The 21,579-nt window shown below is 51.6% G+C and carries 21 protein-coding genes; 7 read left to right on the top strand and 14 right to left on the bottom strand.

Annotation, left to right across the window (positions count from 1 at the left end; translation table 11 throughout):
- Positions 1-40 precede the first annotated feature (40 nt).
- Together H7B67_RS08745 and H7B67_RS08740 are read left to right on the top strand one after the other, a co-directional pair.
- Positions 41-964: an ABC transporter ATP-binding protein gene (locus tag H7B67_RS08745; RefSeq protein WP_185119426.1), complete on the top strand. Its 924-nt coding sequence runs from the start codon at positions 41-43 to the stop codon at positions 962-964.
- Positions 957-1,643: an ABC transporter permease gene (locus H7B67_RS08740; protein ID WP_185119425.1), complete on the top strand. Its 687-nt coding sequence runs from the start codon at positions 957-959 to the stop codon at positions 1,641-1,643. The genes H7B67_RS08745 and H7B67_RS08740 overlap by 8 nt, the downstream gene beginning before the upstream one ends.
- A 6-nt stretch (positions 1,644-1,649) precedes the next feature.
- Here H7B67_RS08740 and H7B67_RS08735 read toward each other — a convergent pair whose 3' ends face one another.
- The 3 genes from H7B67_RS08735 to H7B67_RS08725 form a co-directional block, all read right to left on the bottom strand.
- Positions 1,650-2,021, bottom strand: a complete 372-nt coding sequence (locus H7B67_RS08735; protein ID WP_185119424.1) for a cupin domain-containing protein — start codon at positions 2,019-2,021, stop codon at positions 1,650-1,652.
- 439 nt (positions 2,022-2,460) lie between these two features.
- The gene (locus tag H7B67_RS08730) at positions 2,461-3,699 is read right to left on the bottom strand and encodes an RNA polymerase sigma factor (RefSeq protein WP_185119423.1); all 1,239 of its coding nucleotides are present in this window, start codon (positions 3,697-3,699) and stop codon (positions 2,461-2,463) included.
- A gap of 7 nt (positions 3,700-3,706) precedes the next feature.
- Entirely contained in the window at positions 3,707-4,054 is a 348-nt protein-coding gene (locus H7B67_RS08725) for a YciI family protein (RefSeq protein WP_185119422.1), read from the bottom strand.
- Between the two features lie 344 nt (positions 4,055-4,398).
- Between H7B67_RS08725 and H7B67_RS08720 the strand changes: the two genes are divergently transcribed.
- On the top strand, positions 4,399-4,770 hold the full coding sequence (locus H7B67_RS08720) for a hypothetical protein (protein WP_185119421.1): 372 nt from the start codon (positions 4,399-4,401) through the stop codon (positions 4,768-4,770).
- 91 nt (positions 4,771-4,861) lie between these two features.
- On the opposite strand, the gene H7B67_RS08715 is transcribed toward H7B67_RS08720, so the two are convergent.
- Positions 4,862-5,383 carry a TetR/AcrR family transcriptional regulator gene (locus tag H7B67_RS08715; protein ID WP_246476034.1) on the bottom strand — a complete coding sequence of 174 codons (522 nt, stop codon included), beginning with the start codon at positions 5,381-5,383 and terminating at the stop codon, positions 4,862-4,864.
- A gap of 141 nt (positions 5,384-5,524) precedes the next feature.
- Between H7B67_RS08715 and H7B67_RS08710 the strand changes: the two genes are divergently transcribed.
- Entirely contained in the window at positions 5,525-6,280 is a 756-nt protein-coding gene (locus H7B67_RS08710) for an SDR family oxidoreductase (RefSeq protein WP_185119419.1), read from the top strand.
- A gap of 75 nt (positions 6,281-6,355) precedes the next feature.
- On the opposite strand, the gene H7B67_RS08705 is transcribed toward H7B67_RS08710, so the two are convergent.
- From H7B67_RS08705 to H7B67_RS08670, 8 genes are all read right to left on the bottom strand, one after another.
- Positions 6,356-6,988, bottom strand: a complete 633-nt coding sequence (locus tag H7B67_RS08705) for a hypothetical protein (protein WP_185119418.1) — start codon at positions 6,986-6,988, stop codon at positions 6,356-6,358.
- A 22-nt stretch (positions 6,989-7,010) separates the two neighbouring features.
- Entirely contained in the window at positions 7,011-7,442 is a 432-nt protein-coding gene (locus H7B67_RS08700) for a hypothetical protein (protein ID WP_185119417.1), read from the bottom strand.
- A gap of 17 nt (positions 7,443-7,459) precedes the next feature.
- Complete coding sequence (locus tag H7B67_RS08695) at positions 7,460-11,041, bottom strand: AAA family ATPase (RefSeq protein WP_245363187.1); 3,582 nt, start codon at positions 11,039-11,041, stop codon at positions 7,460-7,462.
- 286 nt (positions 11,042-11,327) lie between these two features.
- Complete coding sequence (locus H7B67_RS08690) at positions 11,328-13,286, bottom strand: elongation factor G (RefSeq protein ID WP_185119415.1); 1,959 nt, start codon at positions 13,284-13,286, stop codon at positions 11,328-11,330.
- 119 nt (positions 13,287-13,405) lie between these two features.
- Complete coding sequence (locus H7B67_RS08685) at positions 13,406-14,176, bottom strand: formylglycine-generating enzyme family protein (protein ID WP_185119414.1); 771 nt, start codon at positions 14,174-14,176, stop codon at positions 13,406-13,408.
- Positions 14,177-14,219: 43 nt separating this feature from the next.
- Entirely contained in the window at positions 14,220-15,584 is a 1,365-nt protein-coding gene (locus H7B67_RS31265; RefSeq protein ID WP_185119413.1) for a S41 family peptidase, read from the bottom strand.
- Positions 15,585-16,008: 424 nt separating this feature from the next.
- Positions 16,009-17,376, bottom strand: coding sequence for a HAMP domain-containing sensor histidine kinase (locus H7B67_RS08675; protein WP_185119412.1), 1,368 nt, complete (start codon positions 17,374-17,376; stop codon positions 16,009-16,011).
- On the bottom strand, positions 17,373-18,050 hold the full coding sequence (locus H7B67_RS08670) for a response regulator transcription factor (protein ID WP_185119411.1): 678 nt from the start codon (positions 18,048-18,050) through the stop codon (positions 17,373-17,375). Before H7B67_RS08670 ends, H7B67_RS08675 begins: the two co-directional genes overlap by 4 nt.
- Before the next feature lie 259 nt (positions 18,051-18,309).
- Between H7B67_RS08670 and H7B67_RS08665 the strand changes: the two genes are divergently transcribed.
- A complete protein-coding gene (locus H7B67_RS08665) occupies positions 18,310-18,777 on the top strand; it encodes a MarR family winged helix-turn-helix transcriptional regulator (protein WP_185119410.1) in 468 nt (155 codons plus the stop codon).
- A 45-nt stretch (positions 18,778-18,822) separates the two neighbouring features.
- Entirely contained in the window at positions 18,823-19,761 is a 939-nt protein-coding gene (locus tag H7B67_RS08660; RefSeq protein ID WP_185119409.1) for an NADP-dependent oxidoreductase, read from the top strand.
- A 97-nt stretch (positions 19,762-19,858) separates the two neighbouring features.
- Here the strand turns inward: H7B67_RS08660 and H7B67_RS08655 are convergent, their stop codons facing one another.
- Positions 19,859-20,443, bottom strand: coding sequence for an NAD(P)H oxidoreductase (locus tag H7B67_RS08655; RefSeq protein WP_185119408.1), 585 nt, complete (start codon positions 20,441-20,443; stop codon positions 19,859-19,861).
- A 180-nt stretch (positions 20,444-20,623) separates the two neighbouring features.
- Here H7B67_RS08655 and H7B67_RS08650 point away from each other — a divergent pair, with 180 nt between their 5' ends.
- Positions 20,624-20,995, top strand: coding sequence for a winged helix-turn-helix transcriptional regulator (locus tag H7B67_RS08650; protein WP_185119407.1), 372 nt, complete (start codon positions 20,624-20,626; stop codon positions 20,993-20,995).
- A 47-nt stretch (positions 20,996-21,042) separates the two neighbouring features.
- On the opposite strand, the gene H7B67_RS08645 is transcribed toward H7B67_RS08650, so the two are convergent.
- A complete protein-coding gene (locus H7B67_RS08645; protein WP_185119406.1) occupies positions 21,043-21,465 on the bottom strand; it encodes a VOC family protein in 423 nt (140 codons plus the stop codon).
- Positions 21,466-21,579: the final 114 nt, after the last annotated feature.

The raw sequence follows: 21,579 nt of genomic DNA, 5'->3' as shown, positions 1-21,579 counted from the left end.
TTATGATTATCGTAACAACGGAAGGAAAGGAAGAATAGCCATGACTTACGTCCTGCAAACGCATCGGTTATCCAAGACGTTCAAGGGCAAAGAATCGGTATCCGAGGTAAGCATGAGGGTCAAAAAAGGAGAAATCTACGGATTTCTCGGACCTAACGGAGCCGGCAAGACCACGATTATGAAAATGCTGACCAATCTCGTCAAGCCGACGTCCGGAGAGATCGAATTGTTCGGCGAGAAGCTGACTCCAACCTCGTACGCCCTGCTGGGAAGAATAGGCTCGATTATCGAATACCCCATTTTCTACGACAAACTGACGGCCCGGGACAACCTGGAGCTTCATTGCGAATACATGGGCTATTACAACAAGAAAGCGATCGACGAGGCGCTGGAATTGGTTCAACTGCGCGGCATCGACGGCAAGCCGGTCAAGGACTTCTCGCTCGGGATGAAGCAGCGGCTGGGCATCGCGAGGGCGATTACGACGAAGCCGGAATTGCTGATCCTGGATGAGCCGATTAACGGTCTGGATCCGATCGGCATCAAGGAGATCCGGCAGCTGTTGCACATCCTCTCCCAAGAATACGGGATCTCCATTCTCATCTCCAGCCATCTTCTCGCGGAGATCGAGCAAGTGGCGAACACGATCGGGGTCATCAACCACGGCAGGCTGATCAAGGAAGTCTCTCTCGAGCAGGTCCGCGTGACGAATGCCGAGTATATCGAATTCCAGACCGACGATTGCGTGAAAGCGGCCTACGTTCTCTCTCATCATCTGGGCATCTCAAATGTTCGCGTCATCGGTAGCAGGACGATTCGGGTTTATGACCTCTCTACTCCGCTGCCGCAAGTGAACAAAACTCTCATCATGAACGACGTGGCGGTAGAGGCGATCCATCAGAAGAACAGCTCTCTGGAAGAGTACTTCCTCGGCTTATTGAACGGGGGCGAGCAGAGTGCTTAAGCTAATCCAACTCGAGCTGAGAAAATACAAGATCACCGGCTACGTTATCGGAGCTTTTATCGCGATGGCTTGCATTTTCGGTTTGATCTGCTTGATCTCCTTCGACCCGACGGAAAGCGAGGGGCTTGCCAGCTACGAACAGTTGTTCAGCGTGATCGACCTTTTAACAAGAGGGACTTTCATCGTATTCGCCGCGGTCCTGCTTGCTCGCTTCATCATTGAGGAATACAGGACCAAATCGATCTCCGTCTTGTTCACGTACCCGATCAACCGCAAGAAGCTGATGATCGCGAAGCTAATCGTCGTTTTCTCGTTCACGTTCCTCTCCATCGTGCTCACCGAACTGGTCGTCGGCCTCCTCATGCTGGCCGTCAACCATTCTCGCGAGTTCGTGCACGAGACGCTGACGAAGGACATTGTCGGCCGGCAAGCTCTCTCCATTCTCATGAACGCCCTTGCGGCCAGCTTCATGAGCCTGATTCCGCTGTTCTTCGGCATGAGGAAGTATTCCACGTCGGCGACGGTCGTCGCGTCCATCCTGATCGTCTTTATCGTCTGCGGCAGTGCGAACGACTTCTCGCTTAACTCGATAGTCGCCATCCCCATCACCCTGTCGTGGATCGGAGCGATTATCGCTTACGCCTCGTTCCGCAATATCGAGCGCAAGGATATTATTTAGAGAAGCTTAAAGAGAGACCGTCGAACAGCGTGCGGGCGTCACCGCCCGGACTCCGTGCGGCGTATCGGAGGGAATGTAGACGGTATCCCCCGCCGAGACTTGGCGCTCGGAATCCCCGATCCGGAGGACCAGCTCGCCCTTCGCGACATACGTCAGCTGCTCGTGAGGATGAGCATGCACGGCGCCCTCCGCGCCGGCTTCGAATTCCACGAGCATGCCCATGATGGCCGTACCTGCGGCCGCGATCCTTCGGCGTACGCCGGGTTCGGCCGGCTGCCGGCGAATCTCATAATCGAACAGCCCTTCGCAGCTCACCTGCTGCAGCCGCAAGTAGCGCGTGACATGCTCCAGCTCGAGGCCGAGCGTCGTCAGCTCCATGCCTTGGTTAAGGCTAGACTATCGGCGGATGGAGGTAGCTCCAGCCGAGACTCCTTGTTCTCTCCCCGCTGGCCGCAACGGCAAGTGAAAAGGCACTTAATGGGGTGCCTCAGACTTTCGTGAAAATCATAGGGTGACTCTCATGCCCAGGATGGCTAACGGACATCGGTGACTCTTAAACGCTGATTTATCGCCCCTTGGAGATGTAACGGACATGCAGTCCGTTAGCCGTCGGAAATGGCCTTTAAAAAGAGGTTTCTGGCTATCTAAAGGTTTCCTATGTCCGTTAAAATTTCTAAGAGGCCATCTCGATGTTTTAACGGACTGTATGTCCGTAAGAACCTCGGCTATCCGGCTTGAAAGCGTGGCGATTCCTATTTACCAGCTTCGAGCATCCCCCTACTGGCCATCGATTCGGTTCGGTGCCTCCGGAAATCCTTTATCGCTGCCGCATTTCCATCTCGGAAGCTTGGCGGCTTAGAAATTGCCGAACCGAAGCATCCGTGCTTAGTCCTATAGCATGGCTATAAGCGGAAAGAGCCTCTTCCTTGCGATTCATCTGCTTGTACAAATGACCGGCAAGCGCCCAATAAGGCTGATAGTTAACCACTTCCGTAGAAGGAATGGCTTCCAGCAAAACCATGCCGCGTTCCGTTCCATAAGCCTCCGCGACGGCGGCGGCTCGACCGACCAACGCCCCGAGAGTCGGGTGCATTCGAATGAGGCCCTCGTATAACTGTGCGATCGCCTTCCACTCGATTCGCCCGGAGCTTGAACGTTGGGCATGCACCGACTGAATCGCGGCCATGAGTTGAAAGCGACCGATCCTCCCTGCCCGCGAGGCCATATACAGATAACGCTCCGCTTCCATGGTCAAACTCTGGTCCCATCGCGTGCAATCTTGTTCGGAGAGGGGAACATAGTTCCCCTTTTCATCCTGTCTAGCTTCGCGGCGAGCCTCGCAGTGGAGCATGAGCGCCAGCAGGCCGTATACCTCCGGCTCGCGGGGAGCGAACGGGAGAAGCAGCCTTCCCAAATAAATGGCCTCCTTCGCCAATCTCCCGCGAGGAGAATCGACGACTGCCGCCTCGTCCCACCCGCTTCCGTAAGCGGCGTAAATGGCCTCCAGAACGGAGTCGAGGCGATCCGGGATTTCTTCGTCATCAGGCATCTCAAAAACGAGGCGTTCGGCGCGGATTTTGGCCTTTATCCGAGTCAGACGCTGGCTCATGGCGGAGGGCTTGATGATGAAGGCGGACGCAATCCGAGCGGCATCGATTCCAAGCACCGTCTGCAGCATAAGCGGCGTGCGCATCACGGGATCAATGGCCGGGTCCGTACAAAGAAACATCATTCTAAGCCGTTCGTCCGGAAAGGCGTCGCTTGAAGAAGTCAGGCGCTGCGCATCCTCGGACATGACAAGGAGCGTCGGCAGCGCGCTTTCGGAGATGCGGGCCCGTCGGGCGCGGTCGATAAGCCTTCTACGGGCAGCCGTAATCAGCCATGCTTCAGGAACGTCCGGAACGCCGACCTTCGGCCAAGTCTCCAGCGCAGCGAGAAAAGCGTCTCCGATCGCATCCTCAACGGCCTGCAGATCCCGCCAATTCACGGCTAAATACGACAGTAATTTTCCATAAGCATCTCGCGCCGTCGTTTCAATGACCCGATACGTTTCCATCGATCGATTACTTTAACGCCGGAAGGTTCTGTCTGACCTCGACCGTATCGACCGGCCCTCGGGCAGCCCACTCCAATGCCGTATCCAGGTCCGGCACGTCAATGACGAATATCCCGCCGAGCTGCTCCTTCGTCTCCGGAAACGGACCGTCCTGAACCGCCATCTCGCCGCCTCGGCGCTTCATCGTGGCCGCTGTCTCCGGCGCGTAAAGACCAGAACCGAACACCACGATTCCGGCTTCCCGCAGAGCATGCGCATAATGCATCCAGCCCGCCAAGTATTCTTGCTGCCTAGCTGGGTCCGTTCTGGCCGCGAAGTCCTCCTGACTCTCGTAAAACATCAATGTGTAACTCATGCAAAAACTCCTCCTTTAACTTTATTGGAATTTGGTTTCATTATGATGTCGTATCGAAAATTCCGATTTCTACATCCCAAAAAAAAATTTTTGAAATTTGTCGTTACTTATTACATTTCACTTTGATTTGCCCTATACCTCTACAAGCTCCTCGCAAAACGCTACAACTTCTCTACGGACCTCGATTTTTTCCAAATATGAGGTAAAACGATCAAAATATAGATTCCATTTATTGGTACGTCATGTTATACTGGCGGCAGAAGGGTACAAGCCCTTGGAAGCAAGCCGACATTCTTGAATCATGATACCCTTCTGCCATTTCACGTGCGAAAGGAGGGATATTAATGAAGTCGAAGAAGTTAGTCGTACTCATGCTATCTGTCGTGATGCTGCTTATGTTCGCTTCGGCCGCAAGCGCCGATCCAACCCCGCTCTCCTCAACGGATACCATTACGGGACAGGGAACTCTGACGATTACCGGAACGGCATCCTTCAGCGGTTCGATGGGCGCCGGGGTCATCTTCGCGGATGTCTACCGCGTCGAGAACGGCACGCAGACGCTGGTCGAGAGCAGCCGGTCGAACATCTTCAGCAATCCGACGACCGTCAGCTATACCATTAATTTCAATACTACGTTTACGCAAGGCACGTATCTTATCAAATATTCTTACGGCGGCTCGCTAGATTACTTGAGCAGCTACCCGCACTTCTCCTAGAAGATCCAGAATCGCGCAACGCGCAAAGACGACACCTGTCCCGATGACCGGGGGGGTGTCGTCTTTGTTTGAGTTCTTCTTAATGATGCGACTATCCCGCAATCCCCGCTTCGATCAGCTTCCAGACCGCTTCGAACTCTGCTTTGAAGTCAATCCGCAGCCAATTGTCTGCATAAGCCGGCGCGGAGAAATAAGAAAAAGCCAGCAAAATAGCTTGCAGACGCCCAACGTCCTCAATGCCGCTCGCTGCCCTTAAGCTGCCCACCAGATCGCCGATGTGCCGAGCAAGTACCGCCGGATTCCTATCGATATAGGCCGTATACAGCTTAAACATCTCCGGCTCGCGCATATAAGCTTCATATTTCGATCGACTTAATATCCATAGCCAGTCGTGCACGCTGTCCTTCGTTGACGAGTATTTGTCCGTATCAAATGGAAAAATGCTCGACAGTTCGCGGTCCAGCCACGACAACGCAAGCTCGGTCCACAGCTCTTCTTTACCCGAAAAATACTTGTAGATCGCAGCGTGAGTCGTCCCCAGCTCAGAGCCGACTTTAGACAGATTCACTTTCTCCATCCCTTGTTCGACGACCATTCGATGCGCGGTTTCCAAAATGAGTTCTCTGCTTAGATTTTTCATGGATTTATTATACGTTTTGCAACCCTCGGTTACAACTGTTGACTTTTGTAACTTCTCCTTGTAAGCTCAAGTTACAAAATTAAAAAAACGTAACTTAAAGGGAGTGATTTTTTCATGAAGCTTTCAAATCGCACAATCGTCGTTACGGGCGGCACTTCGGGCATCGGCCTTGCATTCGCCTTGAACTTATTGAACCGCGGCAATAATGTCATCGTCATCGGTCGGAATCAAGCAACCCTCGATCAAGCGACAACCAAACATAAGGGACTCATCGGGCTGCAAGGCGACGTCTCCGATGCGAACTCCGTTCGTGAAATGGCCGCAATCATTCGTGACCGCTACCCGGAAACCTCGATCTTGTTCAACTCGGCAGGTATTATGCGAGCATTCGAATTGATGGACGATACTCTCGACTTGGAGCGAACGACCGCAGAGGTTGCAACGAACTTAAACGGGACCATCTGGATGACGGAAGCGCTGCTCCCGCAATTGGCCCGACAAGACGAGGCCATGATCGTAACCGTAAGCTCCGGTCTCTCCTACGTCACTTCGCCCCTTCATCCCGTTTATTCGGCTACAAAAGCAGGAGTGCATATGTTTACCGACGCGCTGCGAATCCAACTCAAGAAATCGGGCAAAAACATTCATGTTATGGAGCTTGTTCCGCCCCTCGTTGCGGAAACCAATCTTCAATCGGACGTGCATGGCGGCGGCGGCATTCCCAGCATGAGCCTGAATACGCTCGTGAAGCATGGGATCCAGGGAATGGAGCACAACAAGAAGAGGATCGTTCCGGGCTTCTCCAAATTTTTGCGCTTTGCGGGGAAATACTTTCCGGATGCCCTCGCGAATGCGATGGCCCGGGGGTAAGAGGTAAATTGAAAGGCACCCTCTCAGGTGCCTTTAGCACATATATGTATAATTCCAAGCAGGTGCTAGCCCCTCCTACTGGCCGGTTAGCTTATAGGCGTTAGAGGAATTTACCGGCGCCGCATTGAAATAAGCGCTGTTTTTAACGGCTCCCGGGAACTTAACCCCGTATGTAATCCCGCCGCCGCCATCCTTGATCCCGACAATTTCGACCACGCTGGGAATCGGAACGTCAATCGCCACCGGCTTGTTCATAATGCCTATGTTCGATTGCAGGATATTTCCGTCAACTTTTATCGTCACGACATCGCCGTCTTCCGCGGCGAAATCCCAAATCAGCATGCGGCTGGTCTTGGTTTTCCCATTTGTCTTCATCTCGATTTCGAAGTCTCTGGCCATAAGATTCGCCGAATCATCCGAAGCGGCCAGCCGGATGCCCGCTTCCATTCCTTTGCCGATCCCATTTGACTTGACATCATCAACGCGGCCGGTGGAAGTGTGCGTAAAAAAGGCTAATCCTATTGTAATCAGCGCCGTAAATCCGATCCAGAATCGATGTTTGTCTTTTATCTTGACAGCGGATGATGGCTGGCTGGCGGCTTCCTCGGAATATTCCAAGGAAGCGTCTTCGGTCTCGGTTGGTCGGGACTCCACTTCGTTTCGAGCGTAGGACCGCGGCTTTTTTTTGTTTTGTCGGTAAGAATCCACTCTGCTTCTCCTCCCTTTTCATCTATTGGCTTTTCCGCTGAGCAATCGGGTTCTTCCAATACAGGAACGACAAGAACAATCGGATGGCCACAAAAGCAAGCAGGGCAAGCGCAATGGCTGTACCCTTGGAAAACATTGCCTGGTCGGCCCACTTATTAAGAATCGTGCCGCCTATCGCCAGAGCCAGGCTGGTGTAGATAATCATTTGCAGCATCGGAAGCAGGATCGTAATTTTACGATAAGGCATTCCCAGCCATTTGCTTTTCATGGCCAGATAAATGAAGAAGCTGCAAAAGCCTACCATAGTAAGGGTGCTGCCACTGGACGGAACCTCGTACGTGAGAACATTCTTGAGATCGTCGTACGCCATGAAGGGCATAATAAGCGTTAAAACCATCATTACGAACATGATCGGATACAACAGAATAATGAAAAACCACTTCAGGACGTTCATGACATCACCTCCATCTATCATTCAAAGTCTTCAGCGTTTAAGGTAGAGAGCTCTTCTGCCGTAGCGTTGGCCTTGCCGCTTATGCGCAAAGCATGGCTTCTAATCGCCTTCTCGACCAAATTTCGGACCAGTCGTCCATTGCCTGCCGTAATATCCCCCGCATAGGTCTCCAGAATGGAGCGCAATGCGATTTCGGCCTCTCGGGTGATCGCATAGCCTTGTCCCTTTGCTATCAAATGCGATATTTGCAGCATTTCTTCCGCCGTATAATCGGGGAAAGCAATGATATTGGGGAACCGAGAACGGAGTCCGGCATTGCTGTTCAGAAACCGCTCCATATCTTCGTCGTAGCCGGCTAATATCACGATGAGCCTGTCGCGGTAATCGTCCATGGCTTTGACGAGGGTGTCGATCGCTTCTTGTCCGAACTGATCGCCTTCCGCCAATGAATAGGCCTCGTCCACAAACAAAACCCCGCCGAGCGCGCGATCGACAACCTCTTTGGTCTTCAGTGCGGTTTGTCCTACATAACCGGCAACCAGACCGGAACGATCGGTTTCTACCAAGGTGTCGGCCTTGATCACGCCCAGTTCATTGAAACGTTTGGCCAGTATGCGGGCAATCGTCGTTTTGCCGGTTCCCGGGTTTCCTTTAAACACCAAATGAAGCGCCTGCGCGGAAGCCTTCGGGAGTCCCATCTCTTCACGTCGCTTTGCCACCTCGATTTGTGCGGAAAGGCTCCTTACAAATTCCTTGACCGAGGATAGACCGACTACGGAATCCAGCGCTTCCAGAGCGTTCGCCGAATTGCCGGAAGACGCTGCATCCGCCGACAGTCCAAAGTCCTCCGCAATGAGCTCATTTAACTTCTCCGCCGCAATATCGGGGCGATCCGCCAACCGTTCGGCCTGCTTGCGAATCGCTTGCTCCAGCGTATTCCGGACAAGCCGGGCATTGCCTCCGTCCTTTTTCCCGGGTATTTGTTTCTCGTTAAAATAAGGAACGAGCGAATCCGAAACCTCTGAAGCCAGAACAAATCCGCGCGCCTTCACCATAACAGAGGCGATTTGCTGCATCTCCGTAGGCGTGTAATCGGGAAATTCGATCTGAAGCGGAAATCTCGAGGATATACCCGGATTGACTTGGGCGAACCGGATCATATCTTCCGTGTAACCAGCCAAAATGACGACCAAATTATCTTTGTGAAGCTCAATGAGGCGTACGAGCGTGTCGATCGCCTCTTTGCCGAAGCCTCCACCCTGCACGCCATCCTGAGCAAGGGCATAGGCTTCATCGATAAAGAGCACGCCGCCAAGAGCCGATTCGACAACCAGCTTGGTCTTATTAGCCGTCTGGCCTACGTACTCCGCCACAAGATCGGATCGATCCACCTCAATCAAATGTCCTTTTTTCAAATATCCCATTGAACGGAGCATTCCGGCCAGCAGCCGCGCCATCATTGTCTTGCCCGTACCGGGATTTCCCGAAAAAATCATATTGAGCGTCTGCCCCGTATCGACCTGAATGCCGGCTTCTTTACGCCTTCGGTCCACGATCAGTTGCTTCTCCAAGGTTCGGACGAATACTTTGACTTTCTCCAGCCCCACGATACCGGCAAGCTCATTCTCGATATTGAATGCTTCTTTTTCTCCGATTCCAAAGTCCGCTCGGATTAATAACTGCAAGTCGCCTTCGCTTGGTCTCTCGGACTTCTTTCCTCTTATCCGAGTCGCCTGCTTGCGTACCGCCTCTTCGAATAAATTACGGACAAGCCGGCCGTTGCCGCTGTCATTTCGGCCCGGTATTTGCTTTTGCTCGAACAGCTCCAGTAAACCTTCATTGGCTGCTGCCTCGATTTGAAAACCGTTCTTATTCGCCATCGCGATCATGATATCCAGCATATCCGCCGCTTTATAGTCCGGGAATTCCACGATGAACGGGAACCTAGACCGCAAGCCGGGATTCGACCGCAGGAAGGTTTCCATCTCTTGCGTGTATCCTGCCAGAACAACTACCAGATTGTCCCGATGATCCTCCATTGCTTTAACAATGGTGTCGATCGCTTCGACGCCGAACGTATCGTGATCATGGCGAGCGAGCGTATAAGCTTCGTCGATGAACAATACGCCTCCCAATGCCTCGGTAACCTTGGCCATCGTTTTCGGAGCCGTTGAGCCGACATATTGCCCTACGAGCTCCTGCCTTGTCACTTCGATCAGTTGGCCTTGCGGGAGCAGCCCCAATGCTTTCAGGATCCGGCCGATAAGGCGGGCGACTGTCGTTTTCCCCGTTCCGGGATTGCCCGTGAACACCATATGGAGAGACATCGCCATCGCATTTTCGCCTTCCCTGCCCCTTAACTTGTTGACCTGAACCGTCTCGATTAGCTCATGGACAAACGTTTTTACGGACTCCAGGCCCGTTAACCCGTTTAGCTCGTTCAAAACATCGTCAATCGTCTCCTGACGAGCGAACGACCGCGCTTTAATAGGAACTTCAAGCGTATTGGATTCGATGAAAAAGGAATCGTCTTTAAACCGGATACGTACCGTTTCGTGTGCCCCGATCTCGTTCCGGGCCCGCAAACCGGATAATGCGAGCGTAAGCTCCGTTTCGATCCAATGCTGAACGGCCTCGCCGAATGTTTTGTTCGTTTCCGCCATCTCGGCTAAAGCCTCATAAACAGAAGGATGAATGACAAGCTTTGTCTTCATCCCCCTGGTCAGCTCTTCTACCGCTTGTCCCAGCAATTCTTCGGCGATCCGCCTCATCGTCTCCCGATCTAGCAAAGAAGAGATTGCGGCCGTTCGAGCCGTCTGCAGAATAGAAACGGGTAAATGTCTTTCCAGCTCTGGAGAAAGCTGCCCGTAATCGTTCCCTCTTTCCACAGGTTCATCGATATAGAATAGAAGGAAATAGTCCGCCGCACTAATGCGAACCCCTTCTTTGGTTCGGAAGCTGCCTTCCGCGGCAAGACGGGAGACCAGGTTGACGATTGCCGGGTCCGCTTCCTTGATTCCCCGAAACAGCACGGTTCCTTCCGGGTCCTGGAAAGCCGCAGCCATATCGTTGATAAAATTCCCCGATATCTCATCCGCCTCGTAGCGCTTTAGATCAATCTCCGTTATTTGCGGCCAGTCGGCCAGCCCGTATGTATACATCTCTCTGACTAACCATTCCAAAGCCGTTTTCTTGCCTGTCCCCGGTGCTCCCGCGAGCAGAATGACATTTCTTGCTTTATTGGGCTGTTCGTTCATATATCCTTCTTTATATCCCGCAACCAAATCTTCGATAAACGCTTGTTGCCCGATCACTTTCTGTTTCAGGCTTCTCTCCACTTCCCGGAACTGATGATCCAACTCCTCGGGAGACAGAGATTTCCGTTCCTGTACCTTATAGCCGTTTTCCACTCGCTGGTAATTCTTCTCTGTATACATAACAGAATTACTTTCCGGTCTCGGTTCCTCATAAAGAGGCTGCTGCACTGGCATTTTATTGAATGCGCGTGCAGGAGGGGCTTTCTTCTTTGCGATGAATCCTTTCTCTCTGACCAATTCAACGAGCTGGTATTCAGGAAAAAGAAATCTGATCGCGGCCATAACTCTATTCCTCATGATCCCCATGCTTCCTATAATCCCTCCGGCTGCGCAAGCTTATTTTCTAAATTCTACCACAGCGGTCTCGACCGGAATAGTAATGAATCGACTTCTTTTGACACTTTTAGTATTCATTCTGAGGGAAGAGCACGCAGTCTGTAACGACAAGATAAAAAGCACCCGCCTGGGTGCCTTCGTCGGACTTTTATCTTATTCCACCGTCGCTCCGGCCCGTCCTATCTAAAAATGGGTTAGGAAACAAGTAATGGCCTCCGCAGAGGCCACTACTTCAACGAATCAGATGCATCTTGGCTTCCGATTCGTCCCACGGAACCGAGTAGCCGGCCCCCTTGGCGCAGAAGATGGAGGAGGAAGTGTAGATCGGATCGGCTTCCTTGCGGTAGCCTATTCGTTCGATGACTTCCTCAGCATTATGACACCGATCGTAGCCGCCGAACGAGCAGCGGATGCTGCCTCGTCCATGCGTGAAGGAAGCGAGCTCCGTACTATAGTTCATAAAAGTCGACACGGGCACCCTGCCTGTCACGACGACATGGGTATCCATCGTCTGCGGCGGCTCGAACGTCCCTGAGGCGCGCTGAATATCGGATAGCACCCGCCCCATCTCGTCGATGCCCGCTTTGATTTTAAAGTCGTAATAAGGTTCCAGCAGCAAGTTGTCCGCTTTCTCCAGCCCTTGCCGCAGCGCGCGGAAGGCGGCTTCGCGGAAGTCGCCGCCATGCGTATGCTCATTATGCGCGCCGCCTCTTAGCAAGGTAATCTTCAGGTCCGTGATCGGCATGCCCGTCAGCAGCCCGTGATGCTCCCGTTCATAGAGATGAGTCCGAATCAGATTCTGATAATTTATATTCAGGACATCCGGATGACAAGCGCTGGCAAATACGATCCCGCCGCCCCGCTCTCCCGGTTCGAGCAGGAGATGTACCTCCGCGTAATGCCGGAGCGGTTCGAAGTGTCCGTACCCCGTCACGGCGGATTGGATCGTCTCTTTATATAAGATTTCCGGTTGACCGAAAGAAACCGTATACCCGAATCGTTCCTTCACTAGCTGCTCCAACACTTCCAGCTGGATCAGGCCCATGACGCGAATGTGAATCTCCTGCAGGCTCTCCTCCCAGACCACGTTCAGGGACGGATCCTCCGCGTTCAGAAGGCGAAACGCTCCGAGAATCTGCTGGATCGGAATCGAATCGTCGAATAGGACCTTCGATTGCAGCGTCGGCTCCGACTCGTAGGCCAGCTTATCGGTGAGCAGCCCCAAGCCTTGACCGGCCTCGGCCGCGGACAAGCCGGCGACCGCGAACAGATCGCCGGCGGCCACTTGTTCCACTGGCTGCGGTTTGTTGCCATTAACCAAGAAGATTCGCGTAATCTTCTCGTCGTATCGAAGACCGCCGCTCTCGTAGCCGAGCTGCTCCCGAACCTTCAGCTTGCCGCTCAGCGCTTTGATGAACGTGAGCCTCGCCCCGTTCGCGTCGTGCCGGATCTTATAAACGCGTCCCCCGAACGGAGCGTTCTCGTCATAAGACGATGTCGTCAGCAAGCGGAGTTGCTCCAAGAACTCGATAACGCCCGTGTCCTGCAGCGCGGAGCCATGAGCGCTAGGGAAGACGCGACCCGCGCGTACCATCTCCCGCAGAGCCTCCAGCCAGAAAGACGGGTCCTCTCTCCCTTCCAGGAACGCCTCCAGCAGAGCCTCGTCCCGCTCCGCCATCGCTTCCCGCAGCGCCTCGCCGACGACGCCGCGAGCGAAGCTTTCCGTGATGGAGCAGACGTCTCCGGTCAGATTCCGACGGATGTCCTCTTCCGTTCGATCGGCATCCGCCCCGACGCGATCGACCTTGTTGATGAAGAAGAACGTCGGAATCCGATGTTTGCTCAAGAGCTGCCAGACCGTCTCCGTGTGGCCTTGTACTCCTTCGACCGCGCTGACGATCACGACGGCATAATCAATGACCTGCAGGGCACGCTCCATCTCCGGGGAGAAATCGACGTGTCCGGGCGTATCGATCAAATAATAAACATCGCCTTTATCATCCATCACCGCTTGATCGGCGAACACCGTAATGCCCCTTGCCCGCTCGATATCGTGGCTGTCCAGGAACGCGTCTTGATGATCCACCCGTCCTCGCGACCGGATGCTGTTCGTATGGTACAGCAGCTGTTCCGCAAAAGTCGTCTTGCCCGCATCCACATGGGCAAACAGGCCGATCGTTAACCGCTTCATCCTATGCCTCTTTCTCTCGCTTATTTTAACGTGCACATCTGTCATAATGCTTTTCGCCTCACTCACCGCTTTACCGCTATTTGTGATGCGGGGATTTCATCATGCTCGATGCCGTGTTCTCAAGGTTTTGTAAGGGCTATTCTAAAACCAAGATCATCTATCTTGAAATCGGGCATGCTTTTCCTTCTACTCGTAGAACCACAATTGTTCTCAACCTCAGCCCAACTGCCTCCCCGGAAGACTCTATAGTTCCCATATCGTTCAGCATCGTATAGATCCCAGCACCATTCCCATACGTTCCCAATCATATCAAAAAGTCCCCATGGATTAGGAAGCAGTTTTCCGACTTGTTGAGCTGCTCCGTTTGAGTTTTCTTGATACCATGCAATTTGATCAATTCCTGCATACCGATATCCCGTAGTTCCCGCTTTGCATGCATATTGCCATTCAGCGTCTGATAGTAATCGAAAGCCATTCGCTGTCTTGTTATATATCGTGTTCTCACTTTCACTAGTAATTGTGTAGCATTCCGTCCTGCCGAGCATTCTGGACAATTCATTACAAAAGGCAAGCGAATCTAACCATGAAACCTCCGTAACTGGGAGGTTACGCACATTCGGTTCTACTTCTTCTTCGTTCAATACATAATGATACAAATGCTGTGTAACCGGATACTTCATTACATGGAAAGGTTCGATCGTTTCCGTCCATGTAATAACCTTTCTATTGCTTCCCCTTCCAGGGTCTGATAACGTGTAATCCGAACTAAGCCATTTATCCGTATTAACATAATCACGTAATTCAATGGTTCCTCCCTTTACTGGCACCATTAAATTCATTAAGTCTTTTATAAAACGCTCTCTGTCACTTCCGTATTTTTGGATTGTCATACTGACCTCCACCTATCTCCGCTCCAACTCTGGAAGAATGGTTTTATCTCTCCAACGCTTCGATTGCATACCGTAACTCGACGTCTTGCCCATCCATTATGCTTTCTTTGAACGTTTCTTCGTCTAGAGGGATTTTAATGTCGGGAACCGCACCGCCCACCCCGGATTGGTCGGCGTCGCCCTGAACCTCCTGGTCTTGATCGAGCGACCTCCCGTCGGGAAATCGTAGGGTGTACCCCTCAGGCATTTTGATTTCAATCGGGCTGCTTACAAGCCCAAACGAACCGGATGAAGAGGTAAACCCTACGATTTGAACGTTGGGCAATCCTTTTAATGCAAGAGGCATCCCTTCTCCCGAGCTTCCGGTTAGGCAATTGATCAAGATGGCCACTTTCCCGTCGAAATAGGGCGTTGCAGGCTTGATCTTGACGACTTCATTCCGATTCCGTTCAAATCTCCCCGTGTATCGGTTGTAATAACTGACATATTCGTAGAGCTTCTCCTCTTTAACGAAGAAACCGGCCAGATTGGCGGCAAGCTGATCTTCCCCGCCCGGATTGTTCCGCAGATCGATAATCAAGCCTTTAACGTGCTTTTCCTGAAACGTCTTTAGTAAGTCCGCCAAGCTTTTTTCGGGTGCGGTGACGTTGGATTTACGGAGAAAATGTTTGATTTTCACATAACCGTACTCGTTGTCCAGAATTTCCCCTTCAATTGGGGAAGCATCCAAATCTGCTTGGGTGAACTTGGGCTTCGTCTTCTTTAGCGTTTCGAATTGATCGTCATAAGCCGTTAGATTCGTTCGGACGGACTCCGTCTCTCCCCAGTTGCGAAATTCCGCTTGCACTTCCTTGCCGATGGGCGCCCGAACCATAAAACGCCCCTGATTGAATCTTCGCACCTCGTTCGTAGCCATGTTGGTCTCGCTCCATGTCGTCCGGTCGAAGGCTTCCTTTCCCGTTTTCCCGTCCCACATGATGATTTCCGCGCCCGGCTTGATTCCGTTCTGGTCGGCGGGACTGTTCTCCAATACAAGGCTAACCAGAACTTTGCCGTTATCCAATTGTACGGCGCTTAGTCCGAAGCCGCCGCCGACTTCTTTCTTAAACACCTTATTCCCGTCGTACACGTTGTCGTTAACGATCTTGATATGTCCGTCCCGCAGAGAAAACAGATATTCTCTTAATGTTTTATAATACAAGTCGAAGTTATGGTCTTTCTCCGCCTGTTTGAATATCGGCTCATACTTGCTTCGACGCTCATTCCAGTCGATTTTCTTCCATTCCCCGAACGGATACTCCCGCGATAGTCTCTCGTTCATTGTCACGAAAGCTTTGGAGTAGCTCATCCCGCTTAAATCGCTAACCGGGTTGTACCGCAATACTCCCGCGTACATTAGCGCTAACACAATGGGAACAACTCCGCATAAGCAAATTACGCTCCTAACGATTCGGAGTCCTTTCCTCTTCGGGGCATTCCGGATGCCAGGCTTAAACAGCCTCTTGATCGTGCATAGAAACAAGAGCAGCGTCAGGGTATCGAGGATTAAAGCCGGAATCGTCGTATTTCCGGATGCCACGCTTGCAAGGGCTGCAAGCATGCCCGCGCCAGGCATAAAATCGAACCATCTGTAATGTTTCTTGAGAGGAACCGCATAAATCGTCAATACGAATAAGTTGATGATGCACATAACCAGCTCATAAACCGTCAACCACTTTACCGAATCAATCGTGCCGATAACGCTCATCTGCATTCTCCTCCATCCATTTCCCCCGTGTTCGATGCGATACATACGGAGAGTATGGGGGAAATATGAACGGAGCGTGAACGGATTAAGTTTCGACAGGTGGAATGGCGGGCAGATGAACAATGACTTTCGTGCCTTGTCCGACCTCGCTCTCCATACGAATGCTGCCTTGGTGAAGAGCGACAATTTTATTGACGATGGCGAGCCCGAGTCCGTTGCCGCCGCTGCGACTCCGGGACTGATCCGTCTTGTAGAAACGCTCGAAGACGCGGCCGAGTTGTTCAGGCGCAATGCCGATTCCGGAGTCGGAGACAGTCACGGTATATCCGTCCATGAGAGTCCTTAGTTGAATATGAATGGATCCGCCTTCGGGCGTAAACTTGATGCTGTTGCCAAGCAGGTTCGTCCATACTTGATTCAGTTGATCCCGATCGGCCGTTATTTCAGCTGCCTGAGGCAAGTCCAGATCAAGGCGAATGTTCTTCCCCGACCATTGCGGTTCGCAGTTCACGACAACCTGTCTTATTTGCTCGTCAAGATGAAACGCGGCGTACTCCAAGGGATGGTGATTGGAATCAAGGGAAGCAAGCTTAAGTAAATTATCGCTGAGTCTGGATAATCTGCCGCTCTCCGCCAAGATGATATCGAGATACTGAACGCGCTCGTCCTCGGCAATCGGATGGATATCCTTCAGCGCTTTCGCAAACCCGGAGATGGACGTTAGCGGAGACTGGATCTCGTGCGACACATTCGAGACAAAGTCCTGACGCATCTGCTCCAATTGTTTAAGATCAACCGCCATCTCATTAAAGCTCCGAGCCAAAGTTCCCAACTCGTCCTTGCGCTTGACGCCCAATTCCACGTCGAAATCGCCCTTCGCCAGTCGTTTGGTCGCGGCGGTAAGCCTCTTGATTGGATTTACAACATAGATGGCGGCGATGAGAATGCAGATGCTTCCCGTAACCAGAACAAGTAGAAGAATGGTCAACATTAAGCGGGTGAGGGTCGATTCGTTTCGGGACGAGGGCAGCAAAAACAAAGCTTGACGCTCGCCGCCGACTGGGAAGGGCAGCCCGACGAACGTCCTCTTGTCCTTGGAAGTCGAACGGTAAATCGCCCCCTCGACGACTTTGCGAACGGCTTCCCGCGAGATTGCAAGCTCGTCCGTGTCGGGGCGGAACTTGAACGATTTCATCGTTCCGGAGTTGGAGTATAGTTGAACGGAGTAGGAGGTCAGCTGCACCATGCTTTGCATGAACCGATCCAGATTGGCCGGGCTCGTCTGTTCGTAGACCCGGACGATCTCTTCTCCGGCCGCTACCATATCGTTATGCCCAATTCGGTCTATTTTCTCCTCGAACAGGGCGAGCGCGGCAAAAACGGAGACAACCAGACCTACGGCCATGGCAGCCAAAAACGTCAATACGACGCGGACGTATAAAGACCTCGTCATTTTCTTGCCTCTAGCCGGTATCCGAGACTGCGAACGGTTTCGATACGGAAATGGTCGGCATCCTCGGCGAAACGCTCTCTTATTCTCTTGATGTGGACATCGACGGTTCGGTCGTCGCCTTCGTAATCCATCCCCCATATTTGCACGATAAGCTGCTCTCTGGTCAGTATTTGTCCCGGATGACTGGCCAGCTTGAACAGAAGCTCAAACTCTTTTAACGGCAATATAAGCTCTTCGCCTTTGCGGATGACCTTGAGGGCTCGCCGGTCCAGTACGATATCGCCTAATTGAACGACCTGGGAGGAAGCGATTCGGTACCTCTTCAACAGCGCTTTTACCCTCATCACAAGTTCAACGGGATCGAAGGGCTTAGTCACATAATCGTCCGTACCAAGCTGAAAGCCTCTCACCTTCTGGTTCGCTTCCCCTTTGGCCGTCACCATTAGCAGCGGAATTTCCGGGTACAGCCTGCGGATCTCTCTGCATAGCTCCCATCCGTCCATATGGGGCATCATGATATCGAGGATGACGATATCGACGACCGAATTTTCCATGACGGCAAGCGCCTCGATCCCGTCTGTCGCCTCGACAGGATCGAACCCTTCGTTCCGCAAATACAAGGCTATGAGCTTGCGAATATGCGCATCGTCGTCCGCGATAAGTATCCTGGCCATGACCCTCGTTCTCCTTCCCTCATGGTCCCCATGCTTCCTATAATCCCTCCGGCTGCGCAAGCTTATTTTCTAAATTCTACCACAGTCGTCTTGCCCGGAATAGTAACGAATCGACTTCTTTTGACACGCTTGATTGTTCATGCTAAAGGGGAATGGGATTTAAAACAAATATTTATGTTGACGACCACACATTTAAGTGATATCTTAGGTTTAGTCGAATATGTTGACGACCACATAAATGAAAGGAGAGAGGTCACTAATGATGACAAACAACGATCGCGAAACCATCGATAATGAAATCAGTGCGGTAACGCAATTTCCCGTAAGCTTCTCTATATTCAGCATGGCCCGTTCGCATCATAGAGTTGCAGGACAGCTGCTTAGGGAAGCAGGCTTATATCCCGGGCAGGAGCTCGTCCTGATGCAGTTGTGGCACCGCGACAGCCAATCGCAGAATAGTTTGTCGCGATCGCTGCGTCTCGATCACTCGACGATCGCTAAATCCGTTCGTCGTTTGGAAGATGCGGGGCTTGTCACCTGCAGCCGCTCTGAGGAGGATAAACGAGTAACCCTCGTTTCGCTCACCCAAGCAGGGCGCGAGATTGAATCCAGAGTCAATCAGGCCTGGAGCAAGGTGGAAGAGATCACAACCGAACATCTTAATGATGAAGAGAAAGCACGGTTTGTAGCCTTGGCCAAAAAAATAGCCGCTACATTAGAAAAGTAAATGGAAGTTAAACAAACATTGAGTGATATAGGAGGAGAGATAAGAATGTCTAATAAGTCGATGCAAGCTGTTCTGGTCAACGAATATGGGGGGCCGAACGTTTTGAGGGTGGCAACCGTTGAACGACCTCAACCGCAACCGGATGAAGTGCTCGTTCGCATCGTGTATGCTACGGTTATTCCGCTGGACTTTAAAATCCGCAACGGTTGGCTTCAAGAAGTTTTTCCCGTAACGTTCCCCTACGTCCCTGGATTTTACGCTTCCGGAATTGTCGAAGAAATCGGGCAACGCGTAACGGAGCTCAAGCCCGGCGATCGCGTTTTCGGCAGCATCAGAGGAGCCTACGCGGAATATGGCGTTGCAACCGCTCAGGAATTGGTTAAACTGCCCGACAATCTCACGTTTGAGGATGCCGCCGCCATTAAAGCCGGAGCCGAAGCGGCCTGGAAAGCGTTGTTCACCGAAGGCGAACTCCAGTCCGGCCAAACCGTTCTCATTCATGCGGCAGCAGGCGGCGTTGGCCAGTTTGCCGTCCAGCTAGCCAAGTGGAAGGGAGCAACCGTGATCGCCACGGCTTCGACCTCCAACCTCGACTTCGTCAAGTCGTTGGGGGCGGATCAAGTTATCGATTATACAACGGCTAATTTCGAAGACGTCGCCAAGGAAGTGGATCTGGTCGTCGATTCCGTTGGAGGCGAGACGGAGACCAGGTCCTGGTCCGTTCTGAAGAAGGGCGGAATCCTCGTTTCTCTGACCCAGGATCCATCCCAAGAGAACGCTCGGAAGCATGGCGTAACGGCTAAATTCAATACCAAATTCCCAACCCGCGAGGACCTGCAGAGCTTAACGGAATTAATGGCCGAAGGCACGATTAAAGCGGAGATTGATTCCATCTTCCCGCTAAACCAAGCAGATAATGCGCTGGAGAAAAGCGAAGCAAGACATGGCCGCGGAAGAATTCTGCTAAGCATTAACTCGAACTAAACGCAACATGTATGAAATTGACGCATGGATAAAAACACGAAGAAAACAACACGAGCGAATACCGCCCTACGTGTTGTTTTCTTCGTTCAGGCTTAACTTAATGCTGCGGTTCCTTGGCATAATTCAACCCTAAGTGATGAGCATGATTAAGCAGCCTCTCATAATGCTTGGGATCCGAATCCAAGGTCTCGTATAAAAATTCAACTTTGGAATGGGAAACGCCGCAATAATCGGCAATCCCCACATTGAGCAGATGAGTAATCATCTCATCATAGTTGCGTTTTTTCATCTGTGCTTCGGAAACTCCCGCCAAACCAATCCACAAGACATGCCGATGGGGAAGCCGGTTCGAACCGTACGCAAACCCATTGTTCCATACACGGTCAATATAACCCTTTAGCATGGCCGGCAAATTCCACCACCAGATCGGAAACAGGAATGCCAAGGCATCATGCTCCTTCATTCGCTTTATTTCCACTTCGACCTCAGGGGAAAAGGACTGTTCCGCTGCTGAGAAATCAGGTTCGTCTGCGCCTTGTAGAACCGGATCAAAGCCAATCCCGTGCAAATCCAATATCTCATAGTTATGGCCGGCCTCGGCAAGACCTCGGACGAAACGATCGGCAACCTGAAAGGTCAGGGAATCTTTTCTCGGGTGCGAAACTACACATAATACTCGCATACTTGATCCTCACTCCCTTTTCTCAATAGCTGATTTGTAGTCTTGGTCAATTGCTGATGCTATTATAAACAGGACTGCAATAACCGGGAAGAACGCACTTTCTAGTTCTATAGGATCGCGCGGGTGCCATAGGAACTTGGAAGTGCCCTAGATAGATGTCCTAGAAGGAGGAACCGGAAGATGACTGAACAGAGGGAGAATAACGTTCCAAAGAAGTATAAAGTCGGAGTGGAGGCGGCATTGGAAGTAATGGGGGGCAAATGGAAGCCTTTAATCATCTATCATCTGATGGCAGGGCCGAAACGGACTTCTGAGCTTCGCCGCTTAATGCCTGACATTTCCCATAAAATGCTGACTGCTCAACTAAGAGGCCTGGAAAAGGATGAGATTGTTGCACGAAAGGTTTATAACGAAATCCCGCCTAAAATGGAGTATACGTTAACTTCCTACGGATGGGGATTAAAGCCCGCGCTAGACCATTTATGCTATTGGGGAGAGGATCACTTGGAGAAGGTTTATGGCGATAAATCCAAGGTTTTGGAAAAGTTTTAAAAAGAAAAAGAGTCGCACCGTCATCTTGTGCAACTCTTATCCGGAGTCTAGTCTTCAATTTCCGTATATATTTGAAATGTCACGCCGAATTTGTCCGTTACATCGCCAAACCCAGGACTAAAAGTTTCCTCTTTAAAGGGCAAATTGACTTGACCTTCTTGTCGCAATGCTTCATAAATACTTTTAGATTTTTCCACTTCGTTTGTGGTAATACAAATGGTTACCCGTTTCCCGTCCTTAATAGGCGTACCGCCTGGAGCATCCGAGAACATGAGCTCCGTTTCGCCGACTTTTAACTTGGCGTGTGCCACAAGACCCTTCAGCTCGTCCGTGAACGTATTAGGCATGTCCGGCATTTCACCGTAAGTAGTGATGGAGAGGACTTCTGCACCGATGACTTGTTCATAAAACCGAATAGCTTCTTTTGCGCGCCCCTCCAAAGTAATATAGGGGGTAAGTTTTACCTTCATGGAGTGTTCCTCCTCGAGATTGGATTGAATCGGATTTGCGATTCATAAGGATAGACGTTCTCGCAACCGTAAAATCATCGGTATGTCTTCAAATCCGGATTCGCATCCAATCCA

The organism is Cohnella thailandensis (genome assembly GCF_014212135.1).
In the GTDB taxonomy this organism is placed as follows: Bacteria; Bacillota; Bacilli; order Paenibacillales; family Paenibacillaceae; genus Cohnella; species Cohnella thailandensis.
The sequence above is the reverse complement of the archived record's forward strand: the minus strand, read 5'-3'. Positions and strand labels throughout refer to the sequence as shown.